The following is a 16,403-nucleotide window of genomic DNA, read 5'->3' on the forward strand; positions in this document are numbered from 1 at the left end:
AGTTAAGTTCTGTAAGATTGGGTGAGTAGTTGAAGAAAATCAGGGTTGTCACTAAATTGATATTGTACCACTGCTCTTAATGCTTCTAAACCTCCACTAATGCTTTTAGCCATCATATCAGCTAAATACTGAGGATAAGGTTCTTTGATTTCAGTAGAAACAACTTGCTCCTTAACTCCTTTTAAAACTTTAGCAAGTTCAATCTCTGTTGTTGCACAGTTTTCTTTCATTTCTATTCTATAGGCAGGAGACCACTTATAAGGTTTATAGTAAGTAAAATACACCTGTCGATTTTTAGGTAAAGCAATCGCTTTATTTAATTCTTCTTTAATACTTTCTCTTTTTCCATTAAAATCGAATTTGTTGGAAACTGAAATATATAGATCACCCCAAACCTGTTGTGTCTTAGGAGTTTGACCGACAGGCAAAGGTTTTGTAAACTCATCTGAGTTTAAGATTAATGTCATGATTGTTTTATCGTCAAGCTTTAAATTAAACTTTTTTAAAACACTTAAACCAAGGTCTTGTGAAGAATCATATTTAACCATATAAACAACATTAGGATTTGTCATGGTTTTTTTGAGAGAATCTATAACATCAAATTGATTAATTATGTCCCATGTTGCTTGCTGAAAATGAGGCTCATCTAAAGTTGACATACTGGTTAAACTATTAATTCCGATTATAGGTGTTTGATGAGAACCATCTGCAATTACTACATCATGGGGAGTTTGACTAATTACTAATAATTCTAAAGCAGTCATTGCTCCTCTAGTTACTTTAGGATTACTTTCAGAACTATGAGGAAGTACATCTTGCCAATTTTTATATTGAACTGAACCCCATTTTCGCTTATCCTCTCTTACCAAACCTTCAACACCAACACCAACAGCAATTAAAGTATCAGCACCGATAGATTTTTCAATCGCTTGTCCACCATCAACCGCAGCAATAGAAGGACTTGGAGGATTTTCTAAATCACCAACTCTACAAATTAAATTATTCTCGTCTAATGTTTGATGTAGTGTTTTTCTTTGTTGCTGTAATTCCTCAAACAGTGGTTTAATTTTATCTGCTATTTTGGGAGCATCTTCTAAAATATCTTCCAAAAGTTCGTCAGGAAGATTAGCATAACTATCATTTTGGTTGTTGCTCATATTAATTCACTTAGTTTTTGACAAATAACATCTAACCACACCGGAATAACAGGCTTACCTTAATCCAGGGATGCGATCGCACTTTTCCGATCAAATTATACTAGAGAAAGTGAATCATCCTGTGCTGATAACAACAACATAAACCACTTCCCCTTAGATGAAATAAACAACTCCGGTTCTTGTTCCTTCAGGGGAGTATATAGACAGATTACAGGCAAAAAAAATTATTGCGATGCCTTCGGCGAGCTTCGCTAACGCACAAATATATAAAGCTGGCAGTGTTTCAGGTATTTAGATGCTTCGATAATATTCCTTTAATAGGAAAAATTAGAGCAGATTTAGCAAGAGAGACAGTTAATTTGTTAACAGCCACACTAATTTGTTAGAAATGACATCAATATGTTAACAGTGACAAATAAATTGTTAATATTCTACATACTAAAGCCGATGATGGGATTTGAACCCACGGCCTGCTGATTACGAATCAGCTGCTCTACCCCTGAGCCACATCGGCGTACACAATCTAGAAGTATAGCACTATTTACCTATGGTAGACCAAAATCCTAAAAATCGCCTTAACTCTAAACAATATGAACGTTTGAAAGCAGAAGCAGCAGCCCCTTATCGCGGTTTACGGCAATTGGTCTATATTGGTTTCGGCGCTTCTGGCTTTATCGGCGCATTTGTATTTTTTTTCCAACTGCTTGCAGGACGCAATCTTGACAGCGCCTTACCCAACTTCGCCCTTCAGATGGGAGTCGTTGCGCTGATGGTCTTTCTCTGGCGCTGGGATAGGAGTAAGGACACCGACAAGATTTAGAAATGCTTGCTGTATAAAGGTTATAGAGTAAAAAGGGCGGTTAGAAACCGCAACTACACAGGCAAAACATTAATTTTTCTTAGTCCGCGCAGGCGGACTTCGTTTGTGTAGCCGCGAATTCTATTCGCCCTGGCTACTACGAGACGAGATTTTAAAGGGCGGTTAGAAACCGCAACTACACAGACAAAACATTAATTTTTCTTAGTCCGCGAAGGCGGACTTCGTTTGTGTAGCCGCGAATTCCATTCGCCCTGGCTGTACTGTACCGTACCTACTGCGCTGTTACCAAATAAGCAGAAGAAATTGCTGGTGCACGTCCAGCACTAACCAGCGCTTGGTACACAAAAGCCGCAACTTCTGCCCTTGTCGCATCCCGATTTGGTTCAAGTTGCTTAACAGTCGGATAGTTAATCACCAATTGCCTTGTAGTAGCTGCTGCAACTGGGCCAACCGCATAACTGGGAATTTGGGCAACATCAGAGTAAAACGAAATGATATTCTGATCATTAGCAGTAAAGCCCAAACCATTAGCTAAAGCAACCAAAGCCTGCACCCTAGGAATTTGCTGCTGTGGCTTAAAAGTACCATCGGGATAGCCAGCAACAAATTGACTTTGGTAAGCCGATTGAATCGCCGCATAAGCCCAAAAATTGCTTTGCACATCCCGAAAATTAATCGCTGTACGTTTAGCGGTTGGTGTCAAAGCTTTAGTGATAATAGTGGCAAATTGGGCGCGGGTTACAGGTTCATTCGGTTTAAAACTGCCATCTGGAAACCCGGCAATAAAACCCTTAGCGGCTAAAGCTTCAATATAGCCTCTTGCCCAGTAACCTGTTGGCACATCCTTAAACGCAGTACCTTGACCAGAAGGTTCCTCAACAGTTGCGGCGACAAAATCCACCGAACCAAAAATCCGCTTTTGATCAATATCGTTGCCAATAGCCACAATCCTATTAGTTTTAGTGGCATTATTTAGGTCATAACGGGTATTACTGCGGATGCGATTGCCACCAGGATTGGCATTTGTGCCCAGGTCGGGGAGAGCATCGACGGTTGCCACTATTCCATCCTGGGTATTGTTCTGAATTACATTGTTACGCAGTATGGGTTTAGCCGATTCTGAGATATAAATACCGGCTTTATTTTGAACGATTTGGTTTTCTGCCACTAGAGGTGTAGAAGTGCCACCGATGGCCAGACCAAAACCAGTATCCTGAAATAAGTTATTGCGAATCTCCCCTTGGGCAGATTTAGCTACAGAAACCCCGTTGCCCTTGTTTTGCACAAAGGCGTTATTGAGAATTTTGGGATTTCCTGTACCCGTGACAAACACACCCTCTCTAGCACTGTTAGCAAAAGTACTATTTTGGATAATGGGATTTGTTGATTCCACCCACACAGCAGTACCGCGCTGATTCGGGTTGGTGACACTAACACCTGTGATAGTAGTCCCGTTGTTAGCCAAGATTGTCACGTCTTGTCTAGCAAAAGTCCGACTGGTGTAAAAACCACCGCCAGTAATCAAGATTGCTTGACCTTTGCTGGAATCATCACCCCGGAGCGTTACCCCTTCTTTAAGCAAAAGCGGGAAGGTTTCTCCACTGTTCTTTTCATAGCTGCCAGCAGCTAGTTGAATAACTGTACCGGGTGTGGCTTGATTGAGGGCATAGGTGATGGTTTTGTAGGGGGCTGCTGCTGTTGTCCCAACACCAGCTTTATCTGCACCATTTGCTGGATTAACGTAAATCACTGTTGCATTTACCGGAACTTGCGCTGTTAAAGTTGGGGTAGCACCAGCATTTACCTCACCAGGCAATAGCATGGAACCACCAGAAACAACCAACAAAGCTGCCAAACCGGCTTGCAAGGGTAATGTAGAGATATTAAAACCCCGGTATTTCATTTTTTTGTCTAGAATGTGCTGAACTTACGGTTAAAGTCAAAGTTAACAGAACTATACTTGATGATCAGCACTTGTTCAGCCAAATTTTTTAATTAACTACCCAGACCTACTTGATTGAGGACTGGGCTTCCACAGCTGTTTGTACAGATCAAAATCCTCTTCAACCGCTATTTGGTCTGTCTGCGGCAACTAATCATATGAAAATATCGTCACAAAAACAGTACATCTACTGGCTATGAAGGGAAATGCGCCGCCAATTTTTGTCCCTGAATTGTGCCTTGTTATTAATAATCAGTAGCTGTCTTATCGTCTCCACCATTCCTGCTTTTGCTGCTGAACGAGTGGTGCTGAAGTACCGCATCTTCCGGGAATCAATGTCTGTGGAAGAAATCTCTACCTTTGCCCAAACTGGTAAACTCCCAACTAGCCTGCAAATCTATTTAACTTTGGCGCGACAAGACCCCAAAGCAATTCGTCAGTATTTCATAGCACCGGTGAAAGTCAACTCGGTGATTTTAGATCGGGTGTTGAATAGTCCAGTTGGTAACGTGATATTAGATGAAATGAGTCAAGTTATTCACACGCCGTCGCGTAAAGCTGATCGGCAAGCTTTGCGATCAGCTTTAGTTATTTCTGCCAGGGAGGATGGACAGGTAACGCTGCTAGAAATTCTGCAAAATTATCCGACTACGGAAATAGAAGTTGAAGGGGAGCGCTTAGAAAGTGCCTACCGTCAACTCCGTCGCTTGCAAGTAAGTCTCAAAGATTTACTTGGTCTTTAGTAAGCTAAGGTTTCTAAAGTTTCTCGTAAATACCGCTGTACTTGCTGTTCTAAGCGCAGTCCCTGTAATTGAGCATCACGTTCTAGCTGCCAGCGTTGGAAACCGGAACTAGCAGAGATTGCGTATTTAAGGTTGTGCCAAATTTTAGTATCACGAGAAAATTGGCGATCGCCCTTTAGGGCGCTACGTTCTGCGGAATCGCTAGAAGCTGGAATTTGAGCCATAGTTCCTCATTCCTCAGTTTTAACTTCCAGAGCTAACCGGGAGCCAGATTTGATGAACCCGTACCCCGAAAATTGTGAAATCTTGCTTAATCTTTTCTAAAGATAATGGCTTTATAGCAGTAAATTCTGTGTTATTAGTCACTAAAACTTGCACAACACTCAGGGAAATTTGCCAAAATCCAATTATATTGCTGCCGTTAGGGGCAATACACAATTTAAGTTTGTATTAATTAAATAGAAAAAATAAACACAGAAATTAAAAAATCAGCAGTGTTGCTAATGCAGCGACGTGAATTCATCATATAGGTTTTGAGTCAAATCATGTCAGATGAAGGTTTTGAATGCTGAGTTTTGAGTGCTGAGGTTTAAGTTGTGAGGTTCAAGTTGTGAGTTTTGAACTAAAAACGTTCTTCTACTCAACACTCAAAACTCAAAACTCATAAATTTTACTCAGCGACGCCAGTTACTGCCTCTTGCAGAGGAGCTACGCTAACAAATCGGCAGAGCCGAAGCGACTTGCTTCAACTCTCTTGACCAAAGCAACGCACTGGCTTCTCAGCACTCAGCACTCTATACTCCACACTACTTAGTCAATGTGAGGGTACGGCGCTTGGTTACCATTTGGTAGGCTTCGATGATGTCACCTTCAATCCAGTCATGGAATTTATCAACGCCGATGCCGCATTCATAACCAGCATTGACTTCGCGAGCATCTTCTTTCATCCGTTTGAGGGAGTCAAGAACACCTTCATAAACCACCTTGTTGAAGCGACGCACGCGCACTTTGCAGTTGCGAACCAGCTTGCCAGATTGAACATAGCAACCGGCAACCGCACCACGACCAACAGGGAAGACAGCACGGACTTCGGTTTGACCGAGGGATTCTTCCACCAACTCTGGTTCCAGTAGACCTTCCAAGGCTCCTTGGATATCTTCTAGAAGTTTATAGATGATGTTGTATTCCCGCACGTCCACACCAGCCTCATCGGCAGCTTGTCTAGCTCCACTAGCAAAAGTGGTGTTGAAACCAATGATGACCGCGTTACTAGCGGCAGCTAAGTCGATATCTGTCTCGGTGATTTCTCCAGCAGTAGCCAACAGCATCCTGATTTGGACTTCGTTTTGCGGGATTTGCTTGAGCGCTCCCACAATGGCTTCTACCGAACCTTGGACGTCGCCCTTCAAGATCAAGTTGAGTTCTTTCAACTCGCCCTCTTGTGCTTGAGCTGAGAGGGTTGTCAGGGTGACACGTCCCTGTAAGAGACGGGATAGACGTTGTTTGTCTGCGCGATCGCTTGCTAGTGCTCGTGCTACTTTTTCGTTCGCAAAGACCTCAAAATCATCACCTGCTGCTGGTACATCGCTTAAACCCAGCACCTCGACAGCAAAGGAAGGACTAGCAATATCTACTCTTCTGCCTCTGTCATCGACCATAGCCCGGACTTTACCAAATGCCGAGCCAGCTACTAGCATATCCCCTACATGCAGGGTGCCATTCTGAATCAGCAGGGTAGCAACTGCTCCCTTGGCCTTATCCAAATGCGCTTCAATCACAGTTCCTTTAGCAGCACGATCTGGGTTAGCAGATAGTTCTCCAATTTCTGCTACTAGCAAAATCATCTCTAGGAGCGTATCCAGGTTTTCGCCTTTGATAGCGCTCACCGGAACCATGATGGTTTCACCGCCCCAGTCTTCTGCGGTCAGACCATAATTGGTCAGTTCTTGTTTGACGCGCTCTGGCTGTGCCCCTTCTTTGTCGATTTTGTTGATAGCAACAACAATTGGCACTCCAGCGGCTTGAGCATGGCTAATAGCTTCGATGGTTTGGGGACGAACGCCATCATCTGCGGCCACTACCAAAACGGCAATGTCTGTAACCCTTGCTCCCCTTGCCCGCATAGCGGTGAAGGCTTCGTGACCGGGGGTATCGAGGAAGACTATTTGCTGTTGTTTGCCTTCATGTTCCACATCCACATGGTAGGCACCAATGTGCTGCGTAATACCGCCAGCTTCGCCAGCAGCTACTTTTGTTTTGCGAATCGAGTCAAGCAGGGTGGTTTTACCGTGGTCTACGTGACCCATAATTGTCACGACTGGCGGACGGCGAATCAAGAATTCCAAATCTGCCACATCGATCATTTCCGTGACCTTGCGGGCTTCTGCCTCTGGTTCGGCGGTTTCGACTTCTATTTCTAGCTCTTTGCCTACCAGAGTGATTGTCGGAATATCCAGATTTTGGGTGATACTCACCGCCATGCCTTTCATGAACAGGATTTTGACAATCTCTGTATCGGCAACGGCCAAAACTTCAGCCAGTTCTTGGACTGTCATTGGCCCAGTGATGGTGACAGTTTCCGGGCGATCGCGCTTTTGCTCTACTTCTTGCTGTTGACGACGATTGTGGTCGCGATCGCGGCTGGAACCACCAGATTTTTTGCCTCGCGCCGTTGGGGCGGAAGTAACTAATGCTGGTTGCTGTGCAGGGCGAGCCGCCTTGGGCTTAGGAGGACGGGCAATAGAAAGGCTTACCTGGACAGTAGCTGGAATTTCCAGACCGTCTTCATCTAGTAAATCGTCTTCTTCAAAGTCGTCATCTAGGATCGGTTTGACCCGCTTGCCTTTGACGCCGACCTTAGCCTTCTCTTTAATTTCGTCAATTATTTCCTCTTCCTGCCATTTTTTCCCACCTTTGGCTAGACGAGGCGGTGTTGGGCGTTTTAGGTCGAGGATGTCTGCTGTGACTGGTTCGTCATCCATCGCCTCTTTCTTCGCCCCTCCTGACATTGGTCTTGGTGGAGTGGCGATTGGCATGGCGGCGACTGATTCACCCGGACGTGCTGGTCTGGGCCGTTGCACATCTGTTAATGAACCTGGTGCAGATGGTCTGCTCCCCCTGTGTTCCGGTTTCACTGGCGGAGTTGGACGAGCCTGTCTTTGTGGTGCAGCCTGTGGTGCCCCTTCAGCGGTTAGCTTGGCGACTTTTGGCTTGACTTGTTCCCGTTCTTCTTCGGCGCGCCGTGGGCGTTCGCGTTTGAGAACGGGTTTATCTGCCGGAGTTAGCTGTTCAGGTGCTGACCCTATTTCCTCTACAGGTCTTGTGGGTGGAGCAACCAGTTGCGGTTTTTGGGGTTTTTCCGGTTTGATTCTGGATGGAACTGTTTTCTCCGGTTTTTCCGCCGCTATTTTTTCCGGTGCCGAATTGGGATTAGGCTTTTGTTCTGGTTCCACGACAGGAGGTTGCTGTGGGGTCTCAGAGTGATTCCGGGGTACAGGTCGAGTTGGTGCCGTCGGCTTCATGGGTGAGACTGGTGTAGCGAATGGCCGTGGAGGTGAGGGAACATTGACTTCAGAGGAAGCAACTTGGTTAGTAGCAACTGACGCCTCTGGGGCGTTGGAGGTAGTGTTTCTCAATATTTTGGGTTTGCGAATTTCCAAAATTTGTTGTTTGTGGGGTGCAGCAGGTCGGTTACGTCCGCCAGATTGGGGTGAATTTGGTTTATGGCTGGTTGTACCTAGTTCCTTTTTGGGCGTCACACTCGTAGCCGCGAGTTTTTCCGCAGCTGTGCGGATTTGTTCTGCCTCGGATTCTGAAATCGTGCTGCTATGGCTTTTGACCGCGATGTTGAGCTGGTCGCAAATTGCTAATAGCTCTTTGTTATCCAAATTCAATTCCTTTGATAATTCGTAGATTCTAACTTTGCCGTTGTTCATCCACTCTTTCCCCTTTAATTTACAGTTTTAGCGGATGGTTGCCTGGTTTGTGACATCTCCATCCTTTGATCACTGTTTTTAGGTTGCCCTTGGTGATTTTGCCGGTGCCTCCAATCAGGAAAGAGAGATGTTTCGGTTTAATGCTGGCATCGCCACCAGGAATGATGGTTGACGCCGAACTGCGCTTGAGCGCTACCAGGTTGCCATTTTGTATGTTCTTGTTTTGCTGATTCTGAGTCTTCCACAACACAAGGAGAGTAAAACTTGTTGGGAGTATTGCTTTGTCCCTCTAAATTTTGGAGAGCCGCATGCTTTTTACACCCATTTACTATTTTGGCACTAACTTCAGCGATTCCAGAGGGTGTGATGAGAGCACGAATAGTTCGGCTCTCATCACAATTTTTCCCTTGGATTACCGCCACGAAGTTGTTCCAACTAAATTTGGTTTTGGGGATTACTTTGGGCAAGACGCTGCCACAATGTCTGATACAGTGCTTCTGGCACTGCTGCATGTAGCGATCGCCCTAGTCTATTCTTTTTTTGAGCCGCTTGTAGGCAGTTCACTTGCGGACAAATATAGGCTGAACGCCCCATGCCCTGATTTAATTGTACCTTTCCCGATGGAAAGACGCGGACAATCCGCCAAAACTCTTCTTTCAAGCCTACTCTGCGGCAACTAATACAACGCCGATAATTCGGTTTCATCAGCTTTGGTGCTACATCAGGTCAGCAATCTGGTTGTCAAAAATTTGGGATCACCAATCTTTACTTAACTTAATTTACCTGCTATTTAGGGGTTGACAGTTAACAGTGGACTGTCAACAACTCCAGGAGGCTATTCAGATATTTCCATGGAACGGGGTATTAGTCGTCCTCACTATTGTCAAAATTATCATCCTCTAATTCTAGTTCTTCTTGATTTTCATCCTCTAGTTCCTCCTCTTCAAAATCATCTTCCTCCGGTTGATATTTTGCACGGGCGGCGGCAAATTTAGCATCTTCTCCTGCATAGTCGTACTTGGCTCTATCTTTGATGTCAATTTTCCAACCAGTCAGGCGCGCTGCTAATCGGACATTTTGTCCTTCTTTACCAATAGCTAAACTTAGTTGATCTTCCGCTACTAGTACATGAGTTTGCCGAGTTTCCGGTTCCATGAGCCGTACTTCATCCACCCGTGCTGGACTTAAGGCATTGGCAATGTAGGTTGCTGGGTCTGGAGACCAGCGAATCACGTCTATTTTTTCCCCGCGTAGTTCATTGACTACGACTTGAATTCGTGATCCCCTAGCTCCTATACAAGCACCAACTGGGTCTACATCGCGATCTAAGGTATCAACTGCTATTTTAGTCCGGGGGCCCACGTAACGGGAGGGGGGATTGGCTTCCCTGGCTACGGCTACAATCCGCACCACTTCATCCTCGATTTCCGGCACTTCGTTGGCGAACAGATAAACCACTAACCCAGCGTCGGCACGAGATACTAACAGCTGCGGCCCCCGTTGCTGTCCTTGAGAAACTTTTTTGAGATATACCTTAAAGGTGGCATTTGCCCGATAATTATCATTGGGCAGCTGTTCCCTTTTCGGTAATTCAGCTTCCACTTCTGGCTGACCAAAGTTACTGGTGACTGCCAAAATCACAGATTGCCTCTCAAACCGCAGTACTCTAGCTTGGAGAACAGTTCCTTCTAAGTCTTGGAACTCTTCTTGCACCATCTGGCGTTGTTGATCCCGAAGTTTTTGTGCCAGTACTTGCTTGGTTTGCATCGCCGCCATGCGACCAAATTCTCCTTGATCTGGGGTGACATCTAGTACCACAGAGTCCCCTAATTGGGCTTCAGGAGCTACTTGTTGAACTTCTTCTAAAGAAATTTGATGGTCGGAATTGCTAACTTCTTCGACGATGCTTTTAGTAGAGAGAACGCGAAATCCTTCGCCATCAATATCGAGTTCTACTTCAAAATTATCAAAATAATCTTCATCAAACTGTTTGCGCTCCAGATTTTGGGCACGACGATAACGTTCGTAACCTTTGAGCAGTGCTTCTCTAATAGCTGATTGAACTGCCAGACGTGGTAAATTTCTTTCCCGACTTATACTTTCAATTAATTCTTTTAATCCGGGTAAACTAACCATTGACATAAGCAATCTCCTTTAGTTTTATGTAAGCAGCCAAGACAATTTTGGATTTTAATTTTTGGATTTTAGATTAGAGATGCAGAATTGGTGATGAGTAACTGGTATGGCTGGTATTACCATTACCTAGTTTGCTCTCACCAGTCCCGAATGACGGGCAAACCGCCTGTCGTCACCAGTCCAAAATCTAAAATCTAAAATCTAAAATCTAAAATCGGCTAGTGGCGCTCATCCAGCTGCACCCTGGTAATAAGGGCACGGGAAATTTCGACTACACGACCTTTTTGGTTTAAGTAAACTGTTGTCTCATCCCGGCGAATCAACTGACCAGTCCACTCTTGCTGTCCATCGTAGGGTGGGGAAGTGGAGATAATTACAGGAAATCCTTTAAAGGAAATAAACTCCCTGTCAGTAACTAGTTGCCGCGAAATACCAGGACTGGATACTTCTAACACATAAGCATCTGGAATGATCTCCGACGCATCTAATTCGGCTTCTAAAGCACGACTCATCCGCTCGCAATCATCTAAACCAGTGTCCTGCTGGAGATTGCGGATGTCTACCCGTAACACTGGCGGACGTTGGTTAGTGTGAAAGACTATGCCGACAACTTCCAACCCCAGTTCTTCTGCCACTGGTGTTGCTAAGTCAATGATTTGTGGTACTAAGGGATGAGTCATGCGAGAATTCAATAAAAAAAGTGGGCACTGACCCACTTCCTGCGATAGGGATATCTTCCAAGAAGTTTTGTGACGAACCAACATTGGTTCGCCCTTAAGATGAGTTTAGCGCATTTCTTTGAGGGGAGATGCTAGAAATTAACAATAGTCAATTGTCATTGGGCATTGGGCATTGGGCATGAATTATGCTTTCTCTGCTCTGGTCTATTTTTGCCTCGATTCTGGGAGAGCGGTGCTTTTATCCACCATTGGCTGAACTGATGTTTGTGTTCGCATCTGCCTAGTTTGCTCGATAATTTGGTCGATATCCTCTTGGGATAAGCGCTGGACGTAATTAATCTTGACTTCTTCTAGGAAGTCACAAAGTAAGCTTTCAAGTTGTGAAAGTACGTGTTTTTTCTGAATTTCTGTTCCCAAGGCGGCGCTAAATTTCTCTACTAGTTGAGCAGAGAGTTTGGCAGCAACGGGATCTTTGACTGCGGAGAACAGTGCATTGTAAAGGTTTGTTGTAATTTGGGTGGCTAGTTGCTCACTTAACTGGATTTGCCCTTGTTCCACCCCTGGTAGGGTTAGTAGGTGGCGGTAGATGGGGATTTGTTGAAACACAGTTTCGATATTGTGGCGCAAGATGGCAATGATCTCTGGTTGGATTTTGGGTAGTACTTGATAAACAACTGTTTGTACCAAAAGACCTGCGATCGCTTCCACCTCATTTATATTATTAATATCTATGTAGGGGCGCAGGTTCTCTGGTTGCGACAGCCAGCGTGTTAGTTCTCCCCGCCCAATTGAACCCTGAATCTGGTTAATTACCCTTACCACCACAATTTCTGTGATGTCCTCGGCAAAATTTGCCACAATCCCTTGATTCAATTGCCGCTGCACTAGATGGAAATCCAATAACCGCGCTTGATCAAGGCGGACTAATACTGTTATTATTCGTAACCAACGCCAAAATGGCAGCAGTAAAAATAAGTCATACCAACGCCACAACACGGCTTCTAACAAGTTTAAATGGGGATGTTGGCGTCTGATGTAGAAGGTACGCCCCAGCAATTCTATGCCGAATAAAACCACAAACGGTAAGTCAATTATCCAGAAATTATCCAGAAAATCGCCATTTTCCCCTATTTTTCGGTAGTAGTTACTGGCAATGCCAGGGCGAATTTTCAGGTTGAAAAAATTAATTTCTTGGTTCCAGCCATGTTTAACTAAATACTCCTGACTCCAAAAAGTCTCAAAGGCACGTTTTGCAGACTCTTTGCCTGTGCGTTCCCGCATCCGATTTTTGATTTTTTCCAGTGTCCCGCTCTTACCGACTCCGGCAAAAGGATTGCTGTTAATCATCTCGGCACTGAGATTACTGAGTTGGGCTAGCTGGGCTTTTGCCTGGGGTGACTTTAACCCTGTCTGGCTTACCTGTTTTTCTAATGCTGCGACTGCTTGCAGATACTGGTTCGTTTCCCGATGGGGTTGAATACCTTTTATGGAATCATAAATTTGGGTCACTTGGGGAAATCTTCGTAAGTAGAAATCGTGCCAAGGTATGTAACTTAAATCAAATAAAACTAAACCTAAGTTAACAGTGGCAGTAATAGCCATCAGTCTTTCAAACCAAAGGTTCCGCCGCTTTTGAGTTTTTAAGTTAATCATTATCCGTTAATTACAATACAATTAGTCTACGTGATTTTTCTTAAGATAGTTGCCCGTCTTTGTAGAACATTACCATTGCTAATACAAGATAAGTCTATTGGTGGAAGATAAAAATTTATTTTTATTTAATGTTAGTTAAATTTAATCAATTCTGTTCAAGTTAATCAACAATCATTAATAATCGAAAAAGAAAGGTGAAACAAACTTAAAATGCACCTGTTAACCTCTCTATTCTGCTGATTTCAACGAAAGGAGTTTCAACTATGTGGTGTGGGTTGGGAAAATCAAGTACAACCATTGCTATTACTTGCCTAGTGGCTGCTAGCGTGGTAATTTCATCTCCAGGGTTTGCTGCCCGTCAGCGTAACTATACGCCGGAGGAATTCCGGGCTGTATTGCGGGGATTGGGCTATAACGTCAAGGTAACAAATACGCCTTTGACGGATGAAGAAACTAAAAAGGCAATCAGTGAATTTCAAAAGGGTTACAAGCTGACTGTTGATGGCAAAGCAGGCCCAAAAACCCAAGATTTTGCCGCCAATATCATTCAAATACTGCAAGGAAATTTGAATGCGGTGCTTAAGCCTAATCCTCCTCTCCCCCGCGATCAATTTTACAGCTCCCGGACGGAAGAGTTGGTGAAGGAGTTTCAGAAAAATAATCAACTGCAAGAAACCGGAATTGCTAATTTAGCAGTCCGCCAGAAGTTGAATGAAGCGGCTAAGGCAATTATCGGCCAGCCGACAGCGTCACCAAAGCCGACAGCGTCACCAAAGCCGACAGCGACGCCAAAGCCAACAGCGACGCCAAAACCGACAGCGACGCCAAAGCCGACAGCGTCACCAAAGCCAACAGCGACGCCAAAGCCAACAGCTACACCAAAGCCAACAGCGACACCAAAGCCAACAGCTACACCAAAGCCAACAGTGACGCCAACACCAACAGCTACACCAAAGCCAACAGTGACGCCAACGCCAACAGCGACGCCAACACTTTAAGTACAGGATTTGATAATAGCGTGTCTTTAGACCTGAGAGTGTCAATAGGCGTCACCCCAAAGTTTCAAGTTCTCGGATTTGCTTCTTCTAAAGGTCTGCCCTTGGGTGTGGGTAAAATGGGACGACGGTCATCGTCAGGCATGGGAATATACTGAACGCTGGGTCGCCCTCCCTGTGGTTGAGGATATAAATCCATGAGTTGGTAAATAGAATGGGGCAGTCCGACAGTTATGGGTAGCCCCATTTCTGTTGCTTCTTCGACGGTGATGGGATAATCGTGGGTAACGCGCCCAGTTGTTAAGGCTTCGATAATCGGTTCGATATTTATTGGCTCAACTTTTTGTTTTGGTATATTGTCTTTGAGCAGAGTCCGTACAAAGCGCTGCACCTGCTGAATTGCTTTGCGTGACAGGTCTGCCATAATTAGGGTTTGGTCGTCGATTTCACTGATGGGTTTATCTTCAACGACTTTCAGGATACTTGCTGCTGGGTAGTTACCGAGTTGGGGATCAACTGGCCCTAAGACTGCGTTGGCATCCATAATAATTTCATCAGCTGCGAGGGCCAGCATTGTGCCGCCACTCATGGCGTAGTGGGGTATAAAGACGGTGACTTTTGCCTGGTGGCGAATTAATGCTCTAGCAATTTGTTCGGTAGCTAAAACTAAACCCCCAGGAGTATGCAAAATTAAGTCAATGGGCACATCTGGCGGGGTGAGGCGAATTGCCCGCAGTATTTGTTCTGAGTCTTCGATAGTAATGTAGCGCGATATCGGAATTCCCAGTAAGCTGATGGACTCTTGGCGGTGAATCAGCAAAATCACGCGGCTGTTACGTTCCCGTTGGAATTCCTGCAAAGTCCGGAAGCGGCGATATTCGATTTGGCGTTTTTGCCAAAGGGGTTGCAGGGAGGAGAGGAGGAGGAAGATCCAAAATAAGTCACCGATACCAAAGCCCATAGGATTGATGGTTGAGAAACGACATCGCTCTTTTTATGGTGACAAGTTTTAGGCGATCGCATTTCTATCTCAAGGGTTATATATTTTTAACCCACTTTATCGGGGTTTATGCCTAACTGACGCAACCGTGCTGCTAGTTGTTCGGCTTTTCTTTTTGCTTGAGCAGCATCCTGTTTAGCCACAGCAGCTTCTTCTGCCGGTTCAAGAATTAATTCTCCTGCCAAAGTAAACCACCTTAACCACAACTTGGGAATATCTCTAAACGTCCCCTGCCATAATCCCAAACTTAAACCCAATTCTGGCATTGGTAAACGTCCCTCAGTTAAATTCATTGGTTCATAGTGTGCAACTTTTAAGCTAATCAAAACGCCTAAACGTGATTAACTATAGCTTCCCGTCAATTCGGAGGAATCCGACAGCATAATAGAATCATGCGTCACGGTGAAGGCAGTTGCCTGCAAAGCACGTAACAAGATATTACGTGCGTCATTTACATCACGAGATATGATTGTTCCGCAATGTGGGCATTTAAAGGTTTTTGAGCCACCTAATTTGTGGTGAATCTGACCGCAGTTACCGCAAGTTTTAGATGTGTAAGATTCATTGCAAAGTACAACTAATACGCCTTTCTTGAATGCCGCTTGCTTGAGATGTTGTTCAAAACGGTGATGAGAAAGGGTCAGCATCTGACGGACTGACTTGCTGTTAATCTTGCGTTTTTTCCCGCTTTGATTTTTAAGCACCATCTGGCTAGAATCAAAAGTGGGAAGAAAGATTACCTTGTAAGAATTAACTAACAAGTTGCTAGCCTTATTATGCAAATCCTTAATTAGATTTTGAATTGTTTCTCTAACACGGTTTGCAGCAATACGCATCTTTCGGCGAAGAGATGCTTTAACTTGAGTGGAACGGCTGATCAATCTGTCAAGGTGCTGACACAATCTTTGTATGCGTCCGATATCTCCCTTGCCAATCTCTAAGACGTTTTCGCCATCAAATCCAGTCAAGAAAGTGCGATTTCCTGGGTCAAGGGCAATTACTCGGTCACTGCCAGTAGTGAGAACTTCTGCGACACAGGGAAAACAGCCAAACCATTTACCACGACGGTATATAAGCTCTGTTCCATAAAAACATTCATCCGGTACAGCTTGATTAATTGTGGTAAATTTCAAGCCTTTGGTCTTCTGGCAATACCACGTACCATTTTTGAAATTACCAACTTTGAATTGGATGGTTTGGCTTGTTGTTTTGACTGATTTAAATTTGGCTGACCCTCCATCTTTCTGGGCACGGTTAAATGCATCATAAGCTTCAAAGCAAGCTTCTTGTCGTTGATGACCAGGGATACTTTTCACCCAGTCCGGAATATTCTCTAACCGCT

Annotated in this window: 14 protein-coding genes, 1 tRNA gene and 1 pseudogene; 3 read left to right on the forward strand and 13 right to left on the reverse strand. The window is 44.6% G+C overall.

Annotated features, from left to right (window positions below; translation table 11 throughout):
- Positions 1 to 2 precede the first annotated feature (2 nt).
- Together H6G32_RS24135 and H6G32_RS24140 are read right to left on the reverse strand one after the other, a co-directional pair.
- Complete coding sequence (locus tag H6G32_RS24135) at positions 3 to 1,157, reverse strand: DNA double-strand break repair nuclease NurA (protein ID WP_190462941.1); 1,155 nt, start codon at positions 1,155 to 1,157, stop codon at positions 3 to 5.
- Between the two features lie 442 nt (positions 1,158 to 1,599).
- Positions 1,600 to 1,671 (reverse strand) — tRNA-Thr (locus tag H6G32_RS24140).
- Between the two features lie 33 nt (positions 1,672 to 1,704).
- Here H6G32_RS24140 and H6G32_RS24145 point away from each other — a divergent pair.
- Positions 1,705 to 1,977, forward strand: coding sequence for a DUF3493 domain-containing protein (locus H6G32_RS24145; protein ID WP_190462942.1), 273 nt, complete (start codon positions 1,705 to 1,707; stop codon positions 1,975 to 1,977).
- A 271-nt stretch (positions 1,978 to 2,248) separates the two neighbouring features.
- On the opposite strand, the gene H6G32_RS24150 is transcribed toward H6G32_RS24145, so the two are convergent.
- Positions 2,249 to 3,880: a DUF1565 domain-containing protein gene (locus tag H6G32_RS24150; protein WP_190462944.1), complete on the reverse strand. Its 1,632-nt coding sequence runs from the start codon at positions 3,878 to 3,880 to the stop codon at positions 2,249 to 2,251.
- Between the two features lie 245 nt (positions 3,881 to 4,125).
- Here H6G32_RS24150 and H6G32_RS24155 point away from each other — a divergent pair, with 245 nt between their 5' ends.
- The gene (locus H6G32_RS24155; protein WP_190462946.1) at positions 4,126 to 4,662 is read left to right on the forward strand and encodes an alpha/beta hydrolase; all 537 of its coding nucleotides are present in this window, start codon (positions 4,126 to 4,128) and stop codon (positions 4,660 to 4,662) included.
- Here the strand turns inward: H6G32_RS24155 and H6G32_RS24160 are convergent.
- From H6G32_RS24160 to H6G32_RS24190, 7 genes are all read right to left on the reverse strand, one after another.
- The gene (locus tag H6G32_RS24160; RefSeq protein WP_190462948.1) at positions 4,659 to 4,886 is read right to left on the reverse strand and encodes a hypothetical protein; all 228 of its coding nucleotides are present in this window, start codon (positions 4,884 to 4,886) and stop codon (positions 4,659 to 4,661) included. The genes H6G32_RS24155 and H6G32_RS24160 overlap by 4 nt on opposite strands.
- A 582-nt stretch (positions 4,887 to 5,468) precedes the next feature.
- Positions 5,469 to 8,597 (reverse strand): translation initiation factor IF-2, encoded by a 3,129-nt coding sequence (infB, locus tag H6G32_RS24165; protein WP_190462950.1) that lies wholly within the window; start codon positions 8,595 to 8,597, stop codon positions 5,469 to 5,471.
- 137 nt (positions 8,598 to 8,734) lie between these two features.
- Positions 8,735 to 9,019 (reverse strand): hypothetical protein, encoded by a 285-nt coding sequence (locus H6G32_RS24170; RefSeq protein ID WP_190462969.1) that lies wholly within the window; start codon positions 9,017 to 9,019, stop codon positions 8,735 to 8,737.
- A gap of 13 nt (positions 9,020 to 9,032) precedes the next feature.
- On the reverse strand, positions 9,033 to 9,302 hold the full coding sequence (locus H6G32_RS24175) for a YlxR family protein (protein ID WP_190462952.1): 270 nt from the start codon (positions 9,300 to 9,302) through the stop codon (positions 9,033 to 9,035).
- Positions 9,303 to 9,461: 159 nt separating this feature from the next.
- Positions 9,462 to 10,739, reverse strand: coding sequence for a transcription termination factor NusA (gene nusA, locus H6G32_RS24180; RefSeq protein ID WP_190462954.1), 1,278 nt, complete (start codon positions 10,737 to 10,739; stop codon positions 9,462 to 9,464).
- A 212-nt stretch (positions 10,740 to 10,951) separates the two neighbouring features.
- Entirely contained in the window at positions 10,952 to 11,413 is a 462-nt protein-coding gene (gene rimP / locus H6G32_RS24185; protein ID WP_190462956.1) for a ribosome maturation factor RimP, read from the reverse strand.
- A 204-nt stretch (positions 11,414 to 11,617) separates the two neighbouring features.
- Complete coding sequence (locus tag H6G32_RS24190) at positions 11,618 to 13,066, reverse strand: hypothetical protein (protein WP_190462958.1); 1,449 nt, start codon at positions 13,064 to 13,066, stop codon at positions 11,618 to 11,620.
- A gap of 263 nt (positions 13,067 to 13,329) precedes the next feature.
- Between H6G32_RS24190 and H6G32_RS24195 the strand changes: the two genes are divergently transcribed.
- On the forward strand, positions 13,330 to 14,064 hold the full coding sequence (locus H6G32_RS24195) for a peptidoglycan-binding domain-containing protein (protein WP_190462960.1): 735 nt from the start codon (positions 13,330 to 13,332) through the stop codon (positions 14,062 to 14,064).
- Between the two features lie 64 nt (positions 14,065 to 14,128).
- Here H6G32_RS24195 and H6G32_RS24200 read toward each other — a convergent pair whose 3' ends face one another.
- The 3 genes and pseudogenes from H6G32_RS24200 to H6G32_RS24210 form a co-directional block, all read right to left on the reverse strand.
- On the reverse strand, positions 14,129 to 15,022 hold the full coding sequence (locus H6G32_RS24200; RefSeq protein WP_190462962.1) for an SDH family Clp fold serine proteinase: 894 nt from the start codon (positions 15,020 to 15,022) through the stop codon (positions 14,129 to 14,131).
- A gap of 86 nt (positions 15,023 to 15,108) precedes the next feature.
- Positions 15,109 to 15,366, reverse strand: a pseudogene (locus H6G32_RS24205) (Uma2 family endonuclease); the annotation flags it as partial.
- Positions 15,367 to 15,402: 36 nt separating this feature from the next.
- On the reverse strand, positions 15,403 to 16,403 hold a 1,001-nt coding region (locus H6G32_RS24210), incomplete at its 5' end, for an RNA-guided endonuclease InsQ/TnpB family protein (protein WP_190462963.1).

This window comes from Cylindrospermum sp. FACHB-282 (assembly GCF_014697195.1).
In the GTDB taxonomy this organism is placed as follows: Bacteria; Cyanobacteriota; Cyanobacteriia; order Cyanobacteriales; family Nostocaceae; genus Cylindrospermum.

Excerpts from the sequence above, each read along its gene's own strand:
- H6G32_RS24135 (WP_190462941.1), bottom strand. The coding sequence starts at position 1,157 with ATGAGCAACAACCAAAATGATAGTTATGCTAATCTTCCTGACGAACTT.
- H6G32_RS24145 (WP_190462942.1), top strand. The coding sequence starts at position 1,705 with ATGGTAGACCAAAATCCTAAAAATCGCCTTAACTCTAAACAATATGAA.
- H6G32_RS24150 (WP_190462944.1), bottom strand. The coding sequence starts at position 3,880 with ATGAAATACCGGGGTTTTAATATCTCTACATTACCCTTGCAAGCCGGT.
- H6G32_RS24155 (WP_190462946.1), top strand. The coding sequence starts at position 4,126 with ATGCGCCGCCAATTTTTGTCCCTGAATTGTGCCTTGTTATTAATAATC.
- H6G32_RS24160 (WP_190462948.1), bottom strand. The coding sequence starts at position 4,886 with ATGGCTCAAATTCCAGCTTCTAGCGATTCCGCAGAACGTAGCGCCCTA.
- infB (WP_190462950.1), bottom strand. The coding sequence starts at position 8,597 with ATGAACAACGGCAAAGTTAGAATCTACGAATTATCAAAGGAATTGAAT.
- H6G32_RS24175 (WP_190462952.1), bottom strand. The coding sequence starts at position 9,302 with ATGAAACCGAATTATCGGCGTTGTATTAGTTGCCGCAGAGTAGGCTTG.
- nusA (WP_190462954.1), bottom strand. The coding sequence starts at position 10,739 with ATGTCAATGGTTAGTTTACCCGGATTAAAAGAATTAATTGAAAGTATA.
- rimP (WP_190462956.1), bottom strand. The coding sequence starts at position 11,413 with ATGACTCATCCCTTAGTACCACAAATCATTGACTTAGCAACACCAGTG.
- H6G32_RS24190 (WP_190462958.1), bottom strand. The coding sequence starts at position 13,066 with ATGATTAACTTAAAAACTCAAAAGCGGCGGAACCTTTGGTTTGAAAGA.
- H6G32_RS24195 (WP_190462960.1), top strand. The coding sequence starts at position 13,330 with ATGTGGTGTGGGTTGGGAAAATCAAGTACAACCATTGCTATTACTTGC.
- H6G32_RS24200 (WP_190462962.1), bottom strand. The coding sequence starts at position 15,022 with ATGGGCTTTGGTATCGGTGACTTATTTTGGATCTTCCTCCTCCTCTCC.